A 21195-nucleotide genomic window follows, 5' to 3' on the forward strand; every position below is an offset into this window, starting at 1 on the left:
ACATTGTCCCCATTGCCGTTATGCCGTTAAAACGACCGTGCTGCCATATCAAATAAGACAGCGCCGCAAAACATACAAACCATACTTCACGGCGCAGCAGCCGCATTCAAAAAAACAAAAACATATACAGCAGCGACTTCCTGTCTACTGCCCGATACACCCGACTTGCCCGCTACACTCCTATCAGCCGCAACAAGCATCCGCAATCGGCAACACTGTATTAAGCCTGTTTAAAAACTTTCCAGAATCTCCTCCGGCACGCTGCCATAATGCTCCAGCAAAGTTGTCCGCCCCATTTCCCCGCTATCTTCGTCATATTCTTGGGCTACCGCCAGCACACCGGCGTGTTTTTCCGACAAACGCCCTGCACGGCGCAAAGCCTCATCTTCACGGTTAAACTGCATTACCGCAGCAGATTCCAATACGGTTCTGCTTTTTATTGTTTTTTCATCAAAGGCCTGAACGATATATGTTGTTTGCATGATTCTCTCCCGTGTTTTTTATCCGAAAATAAAAATTACTCGTACACAACACCGGCCAGCATCTCGCCTTCATCCAAATGCCCGTAAAACTGCTCCCAATCATGCGAAGCCTCTACCATGTCGCATTGACGGGCAAGCTCCTGCTGCTTCGTACTCATATTTTCCAATACCAGATAGCCCAACTGCTCGCACTCGTATGCCGACAAGGTCATTTGAGCCGATTGTGCTTCCGAATAGCTCACAGGGAATGCCACCAAACCCAAAGCCAATGCAGCCACAGCCAACCAAGTATTTTTACGATAGCCGGTCATTTTCCGATTCCTTCTTTAAAAGACAAAACAATCAAACTAAGATTTTTCTTACAAATATTTTATTTCAGTACTCTAAACATAATCCTGATTGTAAAACAGGCATAAAAATAAAGTTTTTCATATAAATTACGAATAACTTAACCCCACCTGAATAATACTCAGAAAAAACATAAATTGCAATACTTTTTCTTAGGATTGCTAATTTTTTTCTTACATTTTTTTAAAAACTAAAGTAAAATAACATTCAACGCAACAAGGTGTATAAAAAAGCACACCCTATATCAAGGATTACCATGAATACCTTTAAAGACCGCCTTGCTTTCTTATGGAAAGACGAAGCCCGGCAAGCAAAAATTGCCGCCGATATTGACATGACCATCGCAGGATTCAGCCGAATTTGGAATGAAGGCGGTTTACCGAAATCCGAAACCCTGAAAAAAATCAAACAACTGAAAGGTTGCAGCATCGATTGGCTGCTCACCGGTGAAGGAGAACCCTTCCCCAACTCCACCATACAAAACACCACCGCCTACGACACCTTGGGCAATACGGTTGATGTCGATGAGTTTATTTTCGTCCCCCTCTACGATATTCAAGCCGCAGCGGGACACGGCCGCTTGGTGGATAACGAACAGCCCCTGTTTACGCTGGCTTTCCGCCGCGACTGGGTTGAAACCTATGTTACCCGCGATACGAAAAACCTTTCCGTTATTTCCGTAAAAGGCGATTCGATGGAAGGCGTACTGAATGACGGCGACACCATCTTGGTCAACCACAACCACACCACGCCCCGAGACGGCCTGTATGTATTGCGGCTGAATGAAAACCTGTTGGTAAAACGCTTGCAACTGATGCCCGGCGGCATCATCAATGTCATCTCCGCCAACGAAGCCTACCCTGCTTTTGAAATCGACTTAAAAAACCCCGAAGACGACGTGGCCATTATCGGGCGCGTGGAATGGTTCGGTCGCATGATTTAAATCTGTTGCAGATTTAAATCACAGCAGCGGCGCTTGAATTTTAAGCATTTGACCAAACTTGCTTTCATAAAGTGTTTGCGCGACAATACACATAACATTCATATCAAAGGAAACACATCATGTCAGATGAAAGCCCGATTATCTTTACCGACAGCTGCTGCACCAAAGTAGCTGATTTGATTGCAGAAGAAAACAATCCCGAATTGAAACTGCGCGTCTTTGTCAACGGTGGCGGCTGTTCCGGCTTCCAATATGGTTTTACTTTCGATGAAATCAAAAACGACGATGACTTTGAAATCACCAAAAACGGCTTGACTTTCCTCGTTGATCCGATGAGTTATCAATATCTGGTCGGTGCCGAAATCGACTACACCGAAAGCCTGCAAGGTTCGCAATTCGTTATCCGCAACCCTAATGCGGAAACCACTTGCGGTTGCGGTTCGTCGTTCTCGGTATAAAACGCTTGAAAGGCCGTCTGCAAAATGCCGATTTTGCAGACGGCCTTTTTGATTAATATGCTACCGATACCGCATTGCACCATCTCTTAATACACGCTCCCAATCCCCTTCCCCGCCATAGTAAAAGTTAAATTTACCGACTATAATGCCGATTTATCCAGCCTTCCCGAATGACCGTTATGAAATGGTTCAACCGCATTAAAACCATCTTCCGCACCCTTTATCTTTTCAACTTGTCGGAGCTGTTTGTTCCATATATCCGGCAAGACTGGCTGCGCCGTCTGATTGGAAAATTGCCACAGTCTGCCGAATATGCCGGCGAACCGCTGCCCGTCCGCCTCCGCCTTGCTCTCGAAAGTCTTGGACCGATTTTCATCAAATTCGGACAGGTTCTCTCCACACGCCCCGACCTGATTCCTCACCCCTATGCGGTCGAATTGGCCAAACTACAAGACAAAGTTCCACCGTTTGACGCCCAACTTTCCCGCACCCAAATTGAAAAATCTCTCGGGCGCGCCATTGGCGATTTGTATGCAGAATTTGAAACCGAACCGGTTGCCAGCGCCTCCATTGCCCAAGTGCACAAAGCACGGCTGTACAGCGGCGAAACCGTAGCAGTCAAAGTATTGCGCCCGAACTTGGTTCCCGTTATCGAACAAGACCTTGCTTTAATGCGTTTTGGAGCTGCTTGGATCGAACGGCTGTTTGCAGACGGCAAACGCTTGAAGCCGCGCGAAGTGGTTGCCGAATTTGATAAATATCTGCACGACGAATTGGACTTGATGCGAGAGGCGGCCAATGCCAGCCAGTTGTACCGCAATTTTCAAAACAGCGATATGCTGATTGTGCCGAAAGTCTTTTACGACTATTGCTCTCAAGACGTATTGACCATCGAATGGATGGACGGTACGCCGGTATCAGATGTTGCCACGCTCAAATCCGGCGGCATCGACTTGGAAAAACTTGCCGATTACGGTGTAGAAATCTTCTTTACCCAAGTGTTCCGCGACGGCTTTTTCCATGCCGATATGCACCCCGGCAATATTCTCGTTGCCCCCGACAACCGCTACATCGCCTTGGATTTCGGTATCGTCGGCACTTTAACCGATTACGACAAACGCTATCTGGCCATTAACTTCCTCGCGTTTTTCAACCGTGACTATCATCGGGTTGCCACGGCACACATCGAGTCGGGCTGGGTTCCTGCCGATACCCGCGCGGAAGAATTGGAGGCCGCCGTCCGCTCGGTATGCGAACCGATTTTCAATAAGCCGATTTCCCAGATTTCCTTCGGCTTGGTTTTAATGCGCTTGTTTGAAGTCAGCCGCCGTTTCAATGTAGAAATCCAACCTCAGCTCGTTTTACTGCAAAAAACTCTGCTGAACATCGAAGGACTGGGGCGGCAACTCAATCCCGATTTGGATTTGTGGGCAACCGCCAAGCCGTTCCTGACCAAATGGATGAATGAGCAAATCGGCCCCAAAGCCCTGCTCAACAATCTGAAAAACGAAGCTCCCGATTGGGCACAAATCCTGCCTGCCCTACCGCGCAAACTCAACGCATTGGTTGATGAAAACCGTCAGCAGGAAATGCGCGATGCCTATATTCATTTGGTTAAGGTACAGCAACGGCAAAGTTTATGGCTGGCGGCAATCGCCATTACCTTGTTGTTGATTTTGCTGTTTAAATAAAAAAAGCGGTTGGAGCGCACCAACCGCTTTTTTCGATACCAATGTTCCCAACAGGCCGTCTGCAAATCATCGTTATTGTTATAGTCATTTAAAATAAGAATGATACAGCGTTGCTTTGCCTTGCCGTACTATGTGTACTGTCTGCGGCTTCGCTGCCTTGTCTCATTCTTATTTTATTCGACTATATCGATAATTTGCAGACGGCCTGCCTATGATGAAAAACCCAAGCCGTGAAACCATCGTCAAATAACGCAATACAAAAGCAAAACAATAAGCAATCAGTATAAACTGCTATCGGTAAACTTACTGCTTCAACTGTGTCCCGTCCAATTCTTTATTTCATTCGGGTGAAATAATGCCCTTTAAATATAGCTTGAAACCTTGGCAAAATTCATGACAAGAGAGCTTGTAGGGGCGGGTTTTACACCCTCCCGCTTGCTTGGGCTTTTGAAGTGATAACTTCCAAGGTATGTATTAACTTCAGGCGGGCGTAAAGCCTGCCCCTACAATCAGCTTTGATTCGTTTCCTGTTTTTTTGCAAAGGTCTAAGCCATTTCACACAGAATGATTTGTTGTACCTTTCTATATTATCCGTACCGCCTGCGGCTTTGCAGCCTTGTCTTATTTCGTGTGGTTCGGCCAGATATGGCATACCTGCTCCCAACCCGAACATTCATTATTTTTTGATTTGCATCGTTCTGAATCAACTCTGTTTGGCTTTGTCTTTTGAACAAAAAAGCCCTGCTTTTCAACAGGGCTTTTTCAAACTGTTCAAACCTTTAAATTAAGGCTTGGCGAAACCGTGTACGCCGTTGTATGGAGACGGAATCCATTGGTCGCCGGTAGCCGGAGAGTCAGTCAGGGCGCGTTCGCCTTGTACTTGGCCCGGAGCAACTTGACGGGTTACCAAGCTGCGGATTTTCACGTCAACGCGACGGTCAGGCTCGATACATGCAATCAGAGCTTCACGACGTTTGGCTTTAGAAACTTTTTTACCCAGTTTGGCTACTTCTGCTTCACAAGCAGCAGTCATGCGGGCTTGAGATTCACCCAGACCGGCAGCAGAGATTTTGCTTGAAGCAACGCCACGGCTTACCAAGTAGTTGGCAACGGCGTAAGCACGACGCTCAGACAGGGCTTGGTTGTATTGTTCGGAACCCATGAAGTCGGTGTGGCCTTCAACACGTACGGCTTGTACGTTGGTGTTGCTCAGGCGTTGAGCCAGAGTGGTCAGGGTTTCTTGAGCTTGCGGACGCAGGTTGTCTTTGTCGAAGCCGAACAGGGTAGCGGCAGACAGAGAAACGGTTTCATCGGCATACTCAGGAGCTTGTTCTACTGCAACAGCGTCGCCACACTCGATACGGCCTTGGTTGGCTTTGTCGAAGTAGCTGTTTTTCCAGCATTCGCCGTAGCTGTTACGGACAACTTCTTGAGATTGGCTGCTTACAGTGTAACCGTGTTTGGTGTGCGCTTCGCTTGCCATTGCAGTACCTGAAGCTACCAAGGCAACGAACAGTGCGCTTAATTTCAGCTGTTTGGTCATTTTATTCCCTCATCAAAATTGTTATGTAACGGATACTGAGCAGCCGTTACAGCTTTAACAATCACAGGCCGTCTGAAAACGGCGGTAAATTGGATGTTTCAGGCTGAACTATAAAGAAGCCTGAGGCAAATTGTCAACTTAAACGCTGATTTACCGCCCTCAAACTGCCTGTTTCCTAATAGTGAATCATGCCGAAAAATCAATGCCGTGTCATTTATTTGCTTGAAAAACAGGGGGAAACCGCTGCATTCGTTGCACAAAAGCAACAAGCATTTTGCAGACGGCTTTTTAGGCCGGCTGGAGAACAGATGATAGTTTGAGTAAAAACAAAAACTTCGCTAACAACACCACAGCTTTCGCCAAAATATGTTAAATTACCCTGCCTTTGTCGCACATAATCCACACAACCCGACCCGCCATGAAATTACAACAACTCCGCTATGCTCTTGAAGTTTACCGCCATAATCTGAATGTATCCGAAGCTGCCGAAGCCCTTTATACTTCGCAGCCGGGGATTTCCAAGCAAATCCGCCTGTTGGAGGAGGAATTGGGCGTTCAGATTTTTATCCGCAGCGGCAAGCGGGTGGTTTCGGTATCGCAGCCGGGAAAGGCTGTATTGGAAATTTCCGAACGGATTTTGCGCGATGTGCAAAACATTAAAAACATCGGCAGCGAGTTTACCGAATTCGACTGCGGATCGCTGACGATAGCCACCACGCACACACAAGCCCGTTATGCCCTGCCGAACATTGTTGCAGAATTTGTGAAGCGTTACCCGAAAGTCCATCTGACCATCAAGCAGGGCAGCCCTGCTGCGATTGCACAAATGGTCAGCAACGGTGAAGCAGATATTGCCATCATCACCGAAAAGCTGGACGACCACCCCGAGTTGCGCCGTCTGCACTGTACGGAGTGGACTCATGCCGTGGTTGTGCCACACAACCACCCGCTGCTCGAATGCAGAAATCCGCTCAGTATCGAAGATTTGGCTTCTTTTCCGCTGATTACTTACGAATTTGCCTTTACTTCCGGCAGCAGTATCGCCCGCGCGTTCAACAAAGCCAAGCTGGAGCAGCCCGAAATCGTTTTGTCGGCGGCAGATACGGATGTTTTGAAAACTTACGTCAAACTGGGCTTGGGTGTCGGCTTGATGGCGAAAATGGCATACCACGCCCAAAACGACCAAGATTTGCAGCTTGTCGATGCGGCGCATTTGTTTGAACCATCGCCAATTTGGATTGCCGTCCGCTCCGATACCTATCTGCGCGGCTATACTTACGATTTTATTGAAATGTTCGCCCCCAAACTCAACAGGGAAGCCGTCGACCGCATTTTGTACGCTCCGATTGTGGAAGATTTCTCCATTTAAGAAATCGGGCAAACGCTCTTCTCAACGCAAATCATGCTCCAATCAGCAAAATTGTACGCTGCCGGCAGGCAAGTTCGCCGTTTCATATAAAAAGGCCGTCTGCAAAATCCGCATGATGCGTTTTGCAGACGGCCTTTTCATGGAATTTTCCGCCTCACATGGCGTGGGCGCAACCCGATACCATTTTCTTCAAGGCTTGCGAATCTAAAATTTGAATATGCTTGTGTTCCACCTTAATCAAACCATCGTGATGGAACTTGGATAAAGTACGGCTGACCGTTTCCAATTTCAAACCCAAATAACTGCCGATTTCCTCACGCGACATCCGCAAGATAAAATCATTGGCAGCAAAACCTCGCGAATACAGGCGGTTGGACAAATTCAGCAAAAACGCCGCCAAACGCTCTTCCGCACGCATATTGCCAAGCAGCAGCATTACCCCCTGATCGCGCACAATTTCGCGGCTCATCAAACGGAAAAAATGCGTTTGCAGACTGGGAATGTTCTGCCCCAACTCTTCCATGTGGGCAAACGGCAGCTCGCACACTTCGCTGTCTTCCAAGGCCACCGCATCGCAGCTGTGGATATGCGAGCAAATACCGTCCATACCGACCAATTCGCCCGACATAAAAAATCCGGTTACCTGATCGCGGCCGTCTTGGCTGGCAACCGTTGTTTTAAAAAAGCCGGCACGAATGGCAAACAATGATGCAAACGGCTCTCCGGCGCGAAACAGATACTCGCCTTTTTTCAAACGGCGGCTCTGCCGGATAACTGCATCCAGTTGAGAAAACTCGCTCGGCATCAGCCCCACCGGCAAACAGAGTTCGCGCAGCGAGCAGGTCGAGCAAAGTGCTTTCATCTGATGTGCAGCGTTATGATTGGCCATAAAACACCTTTTTCAAAACAGCTTTTATGCTTATTATTGTAAAAATCCATGCCGCTTCAGACTGACCAAGAATTGATTCATGTCAAAGCAGCTTTATTCTGACGTGGCATTCTATCAAACTATCCCCAGTTTGCCTAATCATTACACCGTAACCACAAACACACATCCATCATGAAAATTATTCCCATACAAAACCACTCCGCTTCCGAACAGCCGGAATTCGACCGCGAATTGATTGCCAGCCTGCCCGCCAGCGGCCCCCGTTATACCTCCTACCCGACGGCAGACCGTTTTCACGACGGTTTTCGCGAAGCAGAATACACCCACGCGCTCAGCCTGCGGAACATGGGCGCGCTGAACAAACCGCTGTCCCTGTATATCCATATTCCCTTCTGCAACACCATCTGCTACTACTGCGGCTGCAACAAAATCATCACCAAAGACAAATCCCGCGCAGATGCCTACATCGAATATTTGGAACGGGAAATGGAACTGCTCGCGCCACATCTGGGCGGCCGCCACCAACTGGCGCAACTCCATTTCGGCGGCGGTACGCCCACCTTCCTGAGCGACGACCAGCTCGAACGTGTATTTGCCATGATACGCAAACACTTCCAGCTCGTACCCAACGGCGAATACTCCATCGAAATCGACCCGCGCAAAGTCAGCCGTGAAACCGTACTCCATTTGGGCAGGCTCGGCTTCAACCGCATGAGTGTCGGCATTCAGGATTTCGACCCCAAAGTACAGGAAGCCGTCAACCGCATTCAAAGTTTTGAAGAAACCAAAGAAGTCATCGATGCCGCACGGGAAGCAGGTTTCAAATCCGTCAGCGTAGATTTGATTTACGGCCTGCCCCACCAATCCATCGACAGCATCAAAACCACCATCGACACGGTTTTGAGCCTCGACCCCGACCGCCTCGCCCTCTATCACTACGCCCATTTGCCGCACATTTTCAAACCGCAACGCCGTATCGACACCAATGCAGTACCCGGCAGCGAAGAAAAACTCGATATGTTGCAATATTGCGTACACACCCTTACCGACCGCGGCTATGTCTTTATCGGCATGGATCATTTTGCCAAGCCCGACGACGAGCTGTCTGTCGCCCTCAAAGAAGGTTGGCTGCAACGCAACTTCCAAGGCTACTCAACCTATGCCGATTGCGATTTGGTTGCCATCGGCGTATCGAGCATCGGCAAAATCGGCAGCACTTACGCCCAAAACGAACGCGACATCGAAGCCTATTACGCCGCCATCGACGAAGGCCGTCTGCCTATTATGCGCGGCTACCAGCTCAACCAAGACGACCTGCTGCGCCGCAACATCATTCAGGACTTGATGTGCCGCTTTGCCTTGGATTTCCAAATTTATGAAAATATGTTCGGCATTCCGTTTGACCGCTATTTCCAAACAGAACTTCAAGACTTGGCCAAACTTGCCGATTTGGGCTTGGTACGCCTGCAGCCGCACGGACTGACCGTTACCCCGAAAGGCCGCTTCCTGATCCGCAATATTGCCATGGTATTCGACTACCATTTGCGCCACAAAGAAACCAAAGCGCAATATTCCCAAACCGTATAAACCGCTTATTCGCTTGTTTTCTTTAAAAAGGCCGTCTGCAAAACAGAATTTGCAGACGGCCTATCGCTTTCGTTTTTTGAACCTGTTACACTATACTTTTCTTTACAATCGTATTTGGGTTTTCAATCCGGCGCGGCACACGCACTCCATGCCGTGTAACCGCTCCGCAACCGGAAACCCTGCCGGACATTTCCATCAAATAAGGGTTTTATCATATGTGCCAGCTGCTCGGCATGAACTGCAACACCCCTACCGACATCATGTTTTCCTTCGAAGGCTTCCGCCGACGCGGCGGCATTACCGACCACCATGCAGACGGCTTCGGCATCGGTTTCTTTGAAGGCAAAGGAGTGCGCCTGTTTCACGACGACAAACCCAGCGCAAACTCACCCGTCGCCGACTTGGTACGCGCCTACCAAATCAAATCGGAAAACGTCATCGCCCATATCCGCAAAGCATCGCAAGGCCAAACCTCTCTGGCAAACACCCACCCCTTTATGCGCGAACTCTGGGGCGAGTACTGGCTGTTTGCCCACAACGGCCACCTGATTGATTTCTCGCCCGAAGACGGCGGCTTTTACCGTCCTGTCGGCAGCACCGATTCCGAGCTGGCTTTCTGCCACATTCTCAACAACCTGCGCCGCCGCTTTCCGGAAAAACCCGACGAAGCCGACCTGTTTGCCGCCATTGCAGAGCTGACGCGCGAAATCCGCACCTACGGCCTGTTCAACTTCGTCCTGTCCGACGGCGACTGCCTGTTTGCCCACGCCAGCACACTGCTGCACTACATCGTCCGCAAAGCCCCGTTCGGCAAAGCGCGCCTACTGGACGACGATGTGATGATTGACTTTGCCGAAGTAACCACCCCCAGCGACAAAGTTGCCGTTATCGCCACCCTGCCGCTTACCCGTGATGAAACATGGCAGCAACTGGCTGTCAACGAATTGGCAATGTTCCGCCAAGGCGACATCGTCCGTACCGACAAACCCGACCCCCCAGTTTACATGAGCGTGGAAGAAGGTTTGGAAATCGCCCGTGCTGCCGGCGTATCCGTATAGCTGTTGTAAAAAAACAGCACCCCCCAACACTGCTCAAAACATACAAAAAGCCGTCTGCAAATCAAATTTTCAGACGGCTTTTTGCGGTTGGTCAAAACCTGCGGCACCGCACTCCGCTACAATCAATCTGCTTCCCGCTCATCTGCCGTCTGCATATTGGCCACTTCCTCATGGTGTGCAGCAAACCACCCGCCGACCACTTGATTGACCTCTTCAATCCCCTGCTTTTTCAGGCTGGAGAACAGTTGCACGCTGACAGACTGACGCTCCATATAAGGTTTGAGCGATTTCTTGACCGCACCCAGCGTTTTGATTTGGTCGTTTTTCGACAGCTTGTCCGCTTTCGACAACAAAATATGCACCGGCCTACCGGTAATGTGGAAAAAGTCCAACATCTGCACATCCAACGCCTTAAGCGGATGGCGCGCATCCATAATCAGCACCAGACCGATAAGCTGGCGGCGCGTTTGCAGATAATCGCCCAACAACTTAACCCAATGCGCGCGCACGGCTTCCGGCACCTGTGCATAACCATAACCCGGCAAATCCACCATAAACTGCCCGCCGGCCAGCTCAAAAAAATTGATGTGCTGGGTACGCCCCGGCGTTTTGGAAACATAAGCCAAACGCACATGATTGGTCAGCGTATTGATGGCGCTGGACTTACCCGCATTACTGCGACCGACAAAAGCAATTTCGGCAGGCGTATCGGGCAAATCTTTCAGGTGGTTGACCGTAGTAAAAAATTTTGCGTTTTGAAAGAGGTTCATAGTAGTAATTTCATGTAAATTTGGTATAGAATACCACGTTTATAGAATTATCGGTTTGAATCGGGTAAAATTCCCCCGTCCGTTTTGTTTGCAAACAGGTCGGCATTTCCCGGTATTTGAATATAAAAAGGGCATTGGCAGCCGGGGCTTTCCACCCCCTTCGATGCTGTAACAGGAGCACTCCATGAAACGATTGACTTTATTGGCGTTAGCCTTGACTGCAGGCGCGGTATCGGCAGCACCTAAAGCAGATATCAACAAAGGCAAAGAAATCGCCACCACCATCTGCGCCGCCTGCCACGCAGCAGACGGCAACAGCGGCATCGCCATGTACCCGAAAATCGCCGGGCAGCACGCAGCCTATACCTATCAGCAAACCCTCGACATTAAAGACGGCAAACGTACCAACGGTTCTGCCGCCGCCATGAAACCGATGGTGATGAGCCTGTCCGAACAGGATATCCGCGACGTATCCGCCTACTATGCCAAACAACAGGCAAAACCGGGCGAAGCCAATCCTAAAGAAGATGTCGAATTGGGCGCGAAAATCTATCGCGGCGGCATTGCCGAGCAAAAAATTCCCGCCTGTATGTCCTGCCACGGCCCTGCCGGTGCGGGTATGCCGGCCGGTGGTACCGAGCTTTCAGGCTATCCGCGTTTGAGCGGCCAACATAAAGCCTACATCGTAGAGCAAATGAAAGCCTATAAAGCAGGCCAACGCAGCAACACCATCATGGCAGACATCGCCAAACGTATGTCTGACGAAGAGGTCAACGCCGTGGCCAACTTTATCCAAGGTCTGCACTAATCCGGCTGCAGCATAACCTTACAGGCCGTCTGAAAAATGTGATTCCGCATCAGATTTTTCAGACGGCCTTTATCGCGACAAAACAAACAAAATACTTGCGCGCACCAACAGCCAGCCGCCTGCAACCAAACAGCAGAATACAGCCGCCGGCGTGCAGATAACATTTCTGCCAAACCGTTCGCCCCATGCTTGTATTGCCAAACCAACGCCACAGCATGAAACCAAGCGGTGTGTAGCAGGCCGTACAAAATCAGCAAACTTGCCGCTTCAGCAACTTCATCAAACCCACTCTTTGGGGCAAAACGCAGTAACGCTGTACACTCCGTACCAAATGACCATCAAACGATGTAAGAGATAAAGAGGAAAGCTGTGTTTAACGAAATAATGCTGGCGGTGCTGAATTTTCTGACCTCGCTTTTAACGGCGGTATCGGGACTTGGTGGCGGCATGATTTTAATCGGGCTGATGCCGATGTTTTTACCTGCTTTGGCGATTATTCCCGTGCATGGCGCAACGCAGCTTGCCAGCAATGCCAGCCGGGCATGGTTTGGACGGAATAAGATTGACTGGCGCAATGTTTATCCGTTTTTGCTGGGTTCGCTGCTGGGCGTAGCAGTATTTGGCATGGCGGTGCGTTTTATCGAGCTGCAAATGATTCCGCTGTTTATCGGCGTGTATATTTTGCTGATTCAATGGTCAAAAACAGTCAACCGCTGGCTGAAAAGTATGCAGAATTTCTACCTGATCGGTTTTTTACAGACGGGTTTGGGGATTTTTGTAGGCTCTCCCGGCCCGCTGAATATGCCGCTGCTCATACAGAAATACGATGACAACGATACCGTTATCGCCATGAGTGCCATACAGCAATCGATATTGCATTCCGCCAAAGTATTGATTTATGTCGCGATGGGCTTTGCTTTTTGGGAATATTGGCAGGTGGTACTGGCGATGGTCGTCTCCGCAATACTGGGTTCTTGGGTAGGCGTGCGTATCCGCAGTTACGTTCCGGCAAGTTTTTTAAAGCGGATGTTGCCTTGGCTGTTAACAGCCCTCGCCATCAAAGTCATCATCAGCAACTTAATCACACTGGGCTGGGTACAACTGAGTTGGTTTGGCTTGGGCTAGGCTTGGGATAAAACAGCCGTGATGATGGATTTGCTCGAACAACAACCAGTGCATTTCGCCTGACGGGTATTGCATTTGCTTAATGTCCACACCTCCGATTGAAGACCAAAACAAGCAAAAAACACTCCGCCCCACCTGCACTGCCGTCTGCATATTTTCATACAAACCCCCGATAAATTTTTTCACATTGCGGCATCGCGCATTTTGCTTCATGATTACGCTTTTGCCTGCATTCCGTTTCCAGAACCGCCGACACCATGAGCCAGCCTTCCAAATCAGTTCCTCTTATCCGCCGACCGTGGTTTGCCTTTCTCAGCTCCATGCGCTTTGCCGTAGCATTGTTGAGCCTGCTGGGTATCGCCTCCATTATCGGTACGGTTTTGCAGCAAAGTCAGCCGTCTGCAACTTATCTGGTCAAGTTTGGCCCATTTTGGACACAAATCTACCAGTTTCTCGGCCTGTATGACGTATATGCCTCGGCATGGTTTGTCATCATCATGCTGTTTTTGGTCATTTCCACCGGCCTGTGTCTGATTCGCAATGTTCCGCCGTTTTTGCGTGAAATCAAATCCTACCGTGAAAACGCCAAAGAAAAATCCCTCGCCTCCATGCGCCATTCCACTTTGCTGGACAAACACATTTCTCCTGAAATTGCCGCCCGCTATTTAAAAGTACAAGGCTTCTCCAGTAAAACCGTAAACCGCGAAGACGGCTCGGTATTGGTTGCGGCCAAAAAGGGAGCAATGAACAAATGGGGCTACATCTTTGCCCATGCCGCATTAATCGTTATCTGCTTGGGCGGCCTGATAGACAGCAACCTGCTCTTGAAAGCCGGCATGCTGACCGGCCGTATCGTACCCGACAACAATGCCTTGTACGCCAAAGATTTCAAACCCGAGAGTGTCTTAAGCAAAGGCAACCCTTCATTCCGCGGCAACGTCAACATCAACGAAGGGCAAAGTGCCGATGTTGTTTTTCTGAACGCAGACAAAGGCATGCTGGTACAAGATTTGCCGTTTGAAGTCAAACTTAAAAAATTCCACATTGATTTCTACAACACCGGTATGCCGCGCGACTTTGCCAGTGATTTGGAAGTTACCGACAAAGAAACCGGAGAAACCATCGAGCGCACTATCCGCGTCAACCACCCGCTCACTCTGCACGGCATTACCATTTACCAAGCCAGTTTTGCAGACGGCGGTTCGGATTTGAAATTCAAAGCATGGAACCTTGCCGACCCCGACCGCACCCCGGTTACCCTCAAAGCCACGTCCATGCGCGACTTCCCGCTGACCATCGGCGATACCGAATTCAAATTGGAGTTCGACCAATTCACCGCGCTCAACGTGGAAGACATGAGCCAGCCGCCTGAAAACCGGCCGCAAAGCCTGCAAAACACCCTAAACGACGTGCGTGCCGTTACGCAGGAAAACAAACGCTTTACCAATATCGGCCCGTCCATCATATACCGCATCCGCGACAACGCCGGACAAGCAGTCGAATACAAAAACTACATGCTGCCCATCAAACAGGAAGAAGACTACTTCTTTATTACCGGCACACGCAAAGGTTTGGAACAGCAATACCGCTGGCTGCGAATTCCGATGGATAAAAACGGCAAAGCCGACACCTTCATGGCCATGCGCGAACTGCTGAACAACGAATCCGCGCGTCAGAAAGTCGTTGCCCAAGCTACACTCGGTGCACCTGCCGACATACGCGAACAATTCAGCACAGCCGCAGCCAACACCCTGTCTGCTTTCGCACAAGGCGGCTATCTCGCACTGGACCGTCTGATTACCCAAAACATTCCTGCAGAAGAGCAGGAAAAAATGCAGGGCTATTTCTACCAAATGCTTTTCGGTGTCATGAACGCCGCTTTAGACGAAACCCTGAAAACATACAATCTCGGCGAATGGCAGCAAGACGAAGCGCGCCAACGCTTCCTGCTGCACAGCATGGACGCTTACACCGGCCTGACCGAATACCCCGCCCCCATGCTGATGCAGCTCGACGGCTACACCGAAGTACGCTCGTCCGGCCTGCAAATGACCCGCTCGCCTGGTGCCTCGCTTGTCTATCTCGGCTCGGTACTGCTGGTACTGGGTACGATTTTCATGTTTTACATTCGTGAAAAACGCGCATGGCTGCTGTTTACAGACGGCAAAATCCGTTTTGCCATGTCATCAAGCCGCAACGAACGAGACCTGCAAAAAGAATTTCCGCAACACACCCAGCGTCTGCAACAACTGGCGGAGGATTTAAACCATGACCGACCAAACTAAAGCCATACCCGAACACGATCTACTGACCCAGCAGTCATTTATCCGCACCTTGGGTGCTGCCGACTGGCTGTTTGCCCTGCTGATTGCCGCTTGTGCCCTGTTCGCACAAATGCATATCAACCACCACATGGACATCTACGAAGTCTTTATTCTGTGGAGCAGTGCACTCTGCGCCATTCTGCTCGGCTGGTTTTTCAAACCCATGCGTTGGTTTACCCCCCTGACCATGGCATTGGCCTACGCCGCCGTATCCCTTTACAACGGCAGTATCCAAAATGCAGACGGCTTTCTGCTCAAATATTTCCTCAGCAGCCAATCGGCGATTATGTGGCAGTGTGCCTTTATCATCTTCGCCCTGTTTGCCTATATGATTGGCGCAGCGTTTGCCGTCAAGAAAAACACCCAAAGCAACACCCTGCTCGGCATGGGTACGGTGTTCGGCTGGATTTCCGCCGTTGCCGGCTTTACCGGCCTCTTGGTACGCTGGCACGAAAGCTATTTGCTTCGCCCCGATGCCGGACACATTCCCGTGTCCAACCTGTATGAAGTATTCATCTTGTTTTTGGTGATTACCGCACTGATGTATCTCTACTACGAACGCAAATTTGCCGTACAGAAACTCGGCGGCTTCGTTTACACCTTTATGGCTGCCGTGGTTGCTTTTGTCTTGTGGTACAGCATTTCCCGCGAGGCGCACACCATTCAGCCGCTGATTCCCGCATTGCAGTCGTGGTGGATGAAAATCCATGTTCCCACCAACTTTATCGGTTATGGCGCATTCTGCATCGCCGCCATGCTCGGCATAGCCGAACTGTGGGCAATCCGCAGCGAAGAGTCCGGCAAAAAATCATGGCTGCCGCCATCGCAAGTGATTGAAGAAGTTATGTACAAAGCCATCGCCGTCGGCTTCCTCTTTTTCACCATCGCTACTATTCTCGGCGCACTCTGGGCGGCCGACGCGTGGGGACGCTATTGGAGTTGGGACCCGAAAGAAACATGGGCATTTATCGTCTGGCTCAACTACGCCGTCTGGCTGCACCTGCGCCTTGTTGCCGGCTGGCGCGGCCGCGTATTGGCATGGTGGGCGATTATCGGCCTCTTCGTTACCGCCTTCGCCTTTATCGGCGTAAACATGTTCCTCAGCGGTTTACATTCTTACGGCACGTTGTAAATCGGATGGCAACAGTGCTTCAGGCCGTCTGAAAAGCAGGGCGGGCAACCCGGTTGCCCGCCCCGTTTTATAGTCGAATAAAATAAGAATGAGACAAGGCAGCGAAGCCGCAGACAGTACACATAGTACGGCAAGGCAAAGCAACGCTGTATCATTCTTATTTTAAATGACTATATTTCCAACAAAAATAATTTCATAGCGTGTGCCTTGGCGCACAATCCCCGCAAACGCCCAAAGGCCGTCTGAAAACACCATAGCGTGCGCCTCGGCGCACAAAAACCGCCCGGTTGCCTTTTCAGGAAATCCTGACCAACCATTCCGGTCTGTCGGGAAGAGACGCTGAAAATGAAAAACGGACGGGAATCTTCCGTCCGTTTGTGCGTTTGGAAAAAGTTTGTGTGCGGCAGCCTGCTGCTTTACAGGCTACTCCGAACCCAAACCCACCGGGTTGGGTAAGCGTTTTTCCGTGTTGTGGCGCAGCAGGGCGGCACTGCGGTAGAAGCCGTGGGCGAATTTGCTGTACGGCATGGTCAGGAAAAACGTCATCACGGCGGCAAGGTGCAGGCAGAGCATCAGGGCCAGAGCGGGCGTGCCGCGTGTGAGCCAGAGGATGATGCCTGTGGCGGCAATGATAAACAGCAGGGCGATGAAGCCGCGGTCCATGGCTTTTTGCTGTGCCAATACATGTTCGGGATGGCGGCGCGTGTGCAAACGCCATAATCCTGCGGTGCCGATAATCATCAGTGTACCACCCGCCGCGCCTAAGATTTTCGGTATGCTCGGCAAATCATAAGGTGCGCTCCAGCCAAAGAGATAGTGATACACCGTGCCCAAGGCAGTGGCGGCGAAACACAACATAAATCCGTAGAACGTGAAATGGTGGCAGCGGCGGCGCGCGAGTGTGAAAGCATCGTCTTCGTTGTTGCAGCCCGCGCCGTGTCCACCGTCTAAATATTTGAGCGACAACACGTTATGGGCGGCTTCTGCGGCGGCGGGTGGGGGGACGGGTGTGCCGCCGGTTACAGGCGTGATGTCGCGCCAGAATTGGCGCACGCCCATGGCCAACGCAACCAAGGAAAACAAAAATACCGGTGCAAACAGGCCGACCATCAGATTATGCGGGAAAAGATTGTAAAAATTACCGCCGAAATCCACCGCGCCCCACAGTGCGTCCCAGCCCTGTCCGCCCAAACCGACGGCCAGTATCAGAAAAAGTGACAATGCGGCAAAGGCAGCCAGCGTCAGCGTCAATCCGTTGCGACGGTAGAGTTTGCCCAAGGGGCGCGGCCATGAGTATTCCTGATAGGTTTGTCCGCGAACGGCGGCCATGGTTTGCGGAATGCTGATGGCGAAGCTGTGCGGCGGTGCGTATTGGCAGGAATGCAGACAGGCTCCACAGTTGTGGCAGAGGTTGGCCAGATAATTCACATCGGCTTTGCCGAATTCCAAGCGGCGCGTCATCGCGGGGAAAACGGCGCAAAAGCCTTCGCAATAGCGGCAGCCGTTGCAGATATTTAGAACGCGGGCAGCTTCTTGCTCGTCTGCGCTGAGAGGAACATGCTCGCCGTTAGCAAGTGCTTGTGCTTGCCGGGTCAGTTCTTGGAGGGTTTGCATGGTGTAATCCTTTTCTTCTTGTAGATTTCTTATCGGACTTTATCGGAAACAGGGCCTCTTTGTGCGGGGTGTCCGAGCACAGAGTTTGCTGCATTCACGCCGGCAATGCGCCCGAAGGCAGTTCCGATCGACAACCCTACGCCTGCGGTATAGCCCTTGCCCAACACATTACCGGCCATCATTTCTCCGGCCACGTACAGATTGGAGCTGGCTTCGCCATTAAAACGTACGGCGGCAGTATCATCCGTGCGCAATCCAAGATAGGTAAATGTTACGCCCGGCCTCAGGGCGTAGCCGTAAAACGGCGGCTTGTCGAGCGGCAATGCCCAATGCGATTTTTCGGGCGTGATGCCTTCCGTGCGGCAATCATCCAGCACGGTATGGTCAAACCGGCCGGGGCGGCAGGCGGCATTGTATCGGCGCACGGTTTCGGTAAACGCGGTAACATCCAACTGCAACTGTCCGGCAAGTTCTTCCAACGTATCGGCCTTTGCGCCTTTGAATACGGGCGGCATAAAACGGCCGACTGCTTTGGAGTCGATAATCGAATAGGCAATCTGTCCCGGCTGCTGCGCCACCAAACGCCCCCAAATGGCATAACGTTTCGGCCAAAAATCTTCGCCTTCGTCGTAAAAACGTTGGGCATCACGGTTCACCACCACACCCAGCGACACACAGTCAATCCGCGTACAAATACCGCCGTCGTAAAGAGGCGCATGGGCATCAATGGCGACCATATGCGCCTGAGTGGGGTCGCCCAAACTGTCGGCACGGTGGTCTTCAATCATATGGCGCAACAACACGCCTTGGTTAAAGGCTGTGCCACGAATGATGAAATTATCCGCCGGCCACTCACCGCGCTCGTTTTGTCCCCAAGCTTCGCGCAGCCATTCGCGGTTGGACTCAAAACCGCCCGCCGCCAGCACACACGCTTTGGCGGTAATGCGCTTGCCCTTGCTCCAGGCCGCCTGAAAAACGCCGTTTTCAATCTCCAAACGGTCAACCGGCGATTCATAATGAATTTCCACACCCAGCTGCTCTGCGCTGCGGTAATACGCATTCACCAGAGCCTTGCCGCCGCCCATAAAAAACGCATTCGTGCGCGCCACATGCAGCGCACCGGAGAGGGGCGGTTGGAAATGCACACCGTGGCGGCGCATCCACGGGCGGCAGGTGGAAGACGCGCGAATCACCATGCGTGCCAAATGCTCGTCGGTGTTGCCGCCGGTTACTTTGTACAAATCCTGCCAAAATTCTTCTTCCGGATAGGCATCCACCAACACATCCTGCGGCGCATCGTGCATACAGCGCAAATTGCGGGTGTGGGCGGAATTGCCGCCGCGCCGGTTTTTGGGTGCGGCTTCGAGCAGCATCACGCGCACACCGGTTTCCCGCGCCATCAAAGCAGCGCACAAGGCGGCATTGCCGCCGCCGATGACCAATACGTCGGTATCCATATTTCTCCTTTTTTCTTATCCTGTTAAGTTGAATCATATCAAATTTATGCCAACAACGGTATAGAATTTGTAGTCATTTGTAAACACAAAAAACATCGGAATGGGCATATGCTGAAAAGGTGTATAGGAAACTACAAATTAAAAAGCTGTCTAAACACAATTTGCAGACGGCCTTGAGTAAAAAACGGCTACAATCAGATTGTATATTTATATTAACTTCGGATAAAAAACTAAAGAAATTCTCTTGGGGTGCTATTCTTTTTATTTACAATAAGTTATATTAAACCCCGCACTATAATACAACTATTTATCCGGCTCAACCCATTATTTTTAATCCTGCTAAAAACCGCTAATTTGTGTAAAATAACCGCACATTGATGATTTTACAGACGGCCTATTCCGCTTTTTCAGGTGGTTTGTGCCGATTTCAGATAGGAACGCCATGTTACTGATCCCTGCAATCGATTTAAAAGACGGAAGCTGCGTACGCCTGAAACAGGGCCTGATGGAGGAAGCAACCGTATTTTCCGACTCTCCTGCCGAAACTGCGGCGCATTGGTTCAAACAAGGTGCGCGCCGTCTGCATTTGGTGGATTTGAACGGTGCTTTTGCCGGCGAGCCGAAAAACTTTCCAGCCATCAAAGAAATTCTGGCGGAGGTTGCACAACATATTCCCGTACAGTTGGGCGGCGGCATCCGTGACTTGGCTACTATTGAAAGATATTTGGATTTGGGTTTGACCGATGTCATCATCGGTACGGCAGCGGTAAAAAATCCCGAATTTGTCCGCCAAGCCTGTAAAGAGTTTGCCGGCCATATCATCGTCGGCCTTGATGCCAAAGACGGCATGGTAGCAATTGACGGCTGGGCAACGGTAACCGAACACCATGTCGTCGATTTGGGCAAGCAGTTTGCGGACGATGGTGTCAACAGTATTATCTACACCGACATCGGTCGCGACGGTATGATGAGCGGCGTAAACATCGAAGCTACGGTCAAGCTGGCGGAGGCCGTCTGCATTCCGGTTATTGCGTCGGGCGGCTTGACGGACTTAAACGACATTCGTGCTTTGTGTGCCGTTGAAAAGAGCGGCGTTGCCGGAGCCATTACCGGACGTGCCATTTACGAGGGCAGCATTGATTTTGCCCAAGCCCAGCAGCTTGCCGACTCGCTGGCAGCCTAAACATTCTGCCTGCCATGTTATGTTGTCGCGTAACGTGGCGGGGCTGATGGTTTGCATCACAGAGGAAATATGCTGGCAGCGTTCGTATTGGGCTTTTGGCTGGTTTGGTCGGCAAACCGGGAAATCTATCCTTTGAGTGAAGGATTGTGGTTTACCATTATTGCTGCATTTCTGCGCCAACTTGCGGAATTTGACATGCCGTTAATTGATGGATATTGGGCGGCTTTCAACGGCACGGTTTGGATGTATACTGCCGCAGTATTGGTGATTGCCAACCGCTTCGGCAGCAATTTTGCAACGGTATCGCTGATGGCCGCGGCGGCGGGTATCGGTTATTTCCAACTGATTTTGCACCTGCCTTCGTGGTTGGGCAGTTTGACAACATAAAAAAAGCCGCTTTCATGCCGTCTGCAA

General features: G+C 50.7%; 19 protein-coding genes. 12 read left to right on the forward strand and 7 right to left on the reverse strand.

Annotated elements, in window-relative coordinates; genetic code table 11:
• Positions 1-230 precede the first annotated feature (230 nt).
• Entirely contained in the window at positions 231-482 is a 252-nt protein-coding gene (locus tag EL111_RS09130) for a hypothetical protein (RefSeq protein ID WP_123794990.1), read from the reverse strand.
• A gap of 35 nt (positions 483-517) precedes the next feature.
• A complete protein-coding gene (locus tag EL111_RS09135) occupies positions 518-793 on the reverse strand; it encodes a hypothetical protein (protein WP_123794991.1) in 276 nt (91 codons plus the stop codon).
• Positions 794-1086: 293 nt separating this feature from the next.
• Between EL111_RS09135 and EL111_RS09140 the strand changes: the two genes are divergently transcribed.
• The 3 genes from EL111_RS09140 (at position 1087) to ubiB (ending at position 3922) form a co-directional block, all read left to right on the forward strand.
• Positions 1087-1773 (forward strand): S24 family peptidase, encoded by a 687-nt coding sequence (locus EL111_RS09140; protein WP_123794992.1) that lies wholly within the window; start codon positions 1087-1089, stop codon positions 1771-1773.
• A gap of 119 nt (positions 1774-1892) precedes the next feature.
• Positions 1893-2231 carry an iron-sulfur cluster insertion protein ErpA gene (gene erpA, locus EL111_RS09145; RefSeq protein ID WP_123794993.1) on the forward strand — a complete coding sequence of 113 codons (339 nt, stop codon included), beginning with the start codon at positions 1893-1895 and terminating at the stop codon, positions 2229-2231.
• Positions 2232-2410: 179 nt separating this feature from the next.
• Positions 2411-3922, forward strand: a complete 1512-nt coding sequence (ubiB, locus tag EL111_RS09150; RefSeq protein ID WP_123795149.1) for a ubiquinone biosynthesis regulatory protein kinase UbiB — start codon at positions 2411-2413, stop codon at positions 3920-3922.
• Between the two features lie 784 nt (positions 3923-4706).
• Here the strand turns inward: ubiB and EL111_RS09155 are convergent.
• Entirely contained in the window at positions 4707-5465 is a 759-nt protein-coding gene (locus EL111_RS09155; protein ID WP_123794994.1) for an OmpA family protein, read from the reverse strand.
• Positions 5466-5883: 418 nt separating this feature from the next.
• Here EL111_RS09155 and EL111_RS09160 point away from each other — a divergent pair, with 418 nt between their 5' ends.
• Positions 5884-6834, forward strand: coding sequence for a CysB family HTH-type transcriptional regulator (locus tag EL111_RS09160; RefSeq protein WP_123794995.1), 951 nt, complete (start codon positions 5884-5886; stop codon positions 6832-6834).
• A gap of 154 nt (positions 6835-6988) precedes the next feature.
• Here EL111_RS09160 and fnr read toward each other — a convergent pair whose 3' ends face one another.
• Positions 6989-7723, reverse strand: a complete 735-nt coding sequence (fnr, locus tag EL111_RS09165) for a fumarate/nitrate reduction transcriptional regulator Fnr (RefSeq protein WP_123794996.1) — start codon at positions 7721-7723, stop codon at positions 6989-6991.
• 171 nt (positions 7724-7894) lie between these two features.
• Here fnr and hemN point away from each other — a divergent pair, with 171 nt between their 5' ends.
• On the forward strand, positions 7895-9310 hold the full coding sequence (hemN, locus tag EL111_RS09170; RefSeq protein WP_123794997.1) for an oxygen-independent coproporphyrinogen III oxidase: 1416 nt from the start codon (positions 7895-7897) through the stop codon (positions 9308-9310).
• A gap of 215 nt (positions 9311-9525) precedes the next feature.
• A complete protein-coding gene (locus tag EL111_RS09175; protein WP_123794998.1) occupies positions 9526-10368 on the forward strand; it encodes a class II glutamine amidotransferase in 843 nt (280 codons plus the stop codon).
• Between the two features lie 122 nt (positions 10369-10490).
• Here EL111_RS09175 and yihA read toward each other — a convergent pair whose 3' ends face one another.
• Positions 10491-11138: a ribosome biogenesis GTP-binding protein YihA/YsxC gene (gene yihA, locus EL111_RS09180; RefSeq protein WP_123794999.1), complete on the reverse strand. Its 648-nt coding sequence runs from the start codon at positions 11136-11138 to the stop codon at positions 10491-10493.
• Between the two features lie 184 nt (positions 11139-11322).
• On the opposite strand from yihA, the gene EL111_RS09185 reads away from it, so the two are divergent.
• From EL111_RS09185 to ccsB, 4 genes are all read left to right on the forward strand, one after another.
• Positions 11323-11946, forward strand: coding sequence for a c-type cytochrome (locus EL111_RS09185; RefSeq protein ID WP_123795000.1), 624 nt, complete (start codon positions 11323-11325; stop codon positions 11944-11946).
• Between the two features lie 369 nt (positions 11947-12315).
• Complete coding sequence (locus tag EL111_RS09190) at positions 12316-13071, forward strand: sulfite exporter TauE/SafE family protein (protein ID WP_123795001.1); 756 nt, start codon at positions 12316-12318, stop codon at positions 13069-13071.
• Positions 13072-13391: 320 nt separating this feature from the next.
• Positions 13392-15356: a cytochrome c biogenesis protein ResB gene (locus EL111_RS09195; protein ID WP_231998445.1), complete on the forward strand. Its 1965-nt coding sequence runs from the start codon at positions 13392-13394 to the stop codon at positions 15354-15356.
• On the forward strand, positions 15340-16527 hold the full coding sequence (gene ccsB / locus EL111_RS09200; RefSeq protein WP_123795003.1) for a c-type cytochrome biogenesis protein CcsB: 1188 nt from the start codon (positions 15340-15342) through the stop codon (positions 16525-16527). The genes EL111_RS09195 and ccsB overlap by 17 nt, the downstream gene beginning before the upstream one ends.
• Before the next feature lie 423 nt (positions 16528-16950).
• On the opposite strand, the gene tcuB is transcribed toward ccsB, so the two are convergent.
• Positions 16951-18141, reverse strand: coding sequence for a tricarballylate utilization 4Fe-4S protein TcuB (gene tcuB / locus EL111_RS09205; RefSeq protein ID WP_123795004.1), 1191 nt, complete (start codon positions 18139-18141; stop codon positions 16951-16953).
• A 29-nt stretch (positions 18142-18170) separates the two neighbouring features.
• On the reverse strand, positions 18171-19598 hold the full coding sequence (gene tcuA, locus EL111_RS09210; protein WP_123795005.1) for an FAD-dependent tricarballylate dehydrogenase TcuA: 1428 nt from the start codon (positions 19596-19598) through the stop codon (positions 18171-18173).
• Positions 19599-20040: 442 nt separating this feature from the next.
• On the opposite strand from tcuA, the gene hisA reads away from it, so the two are divergent.
• Complete coding sequence (hisA, locus tag EL111_RS09215; RefSeq protein WP_123795006.1) at positions 20041-20781, forward strand: 1-(5-phosphoribosyl)-5-[(5-phosphoribosylamino)methylideneamino]imidazole-4-carboxamide isomerase; 741 nt, start codon at positions 20041-20043, stop codon at positions 20779-20781.
• A 69-nt stretch (positions 20782-20850) separates the two neighbouring features.
• Complete coding sequence (locus tag EL111_RS09220) at positions 20851-21168, forward strand: multidrug transporter MatE (protein ID WP_123795007.1); 318 nt, start codon at positions 20851-20853, stop codon at positions 21166-21168.
• Positions 21169-21195 lie beyond the last annotated feature (27 nt).

The organism is Neisseria animalis (assembly GCF_900636515.1).
Classification (GTDB): domain Bacteria; phylum Pseudomonadota; class Gammaproteobacteria; order Burkholderiales; family Neisseriaceae; genus Neisseria; species Neisseria animalis.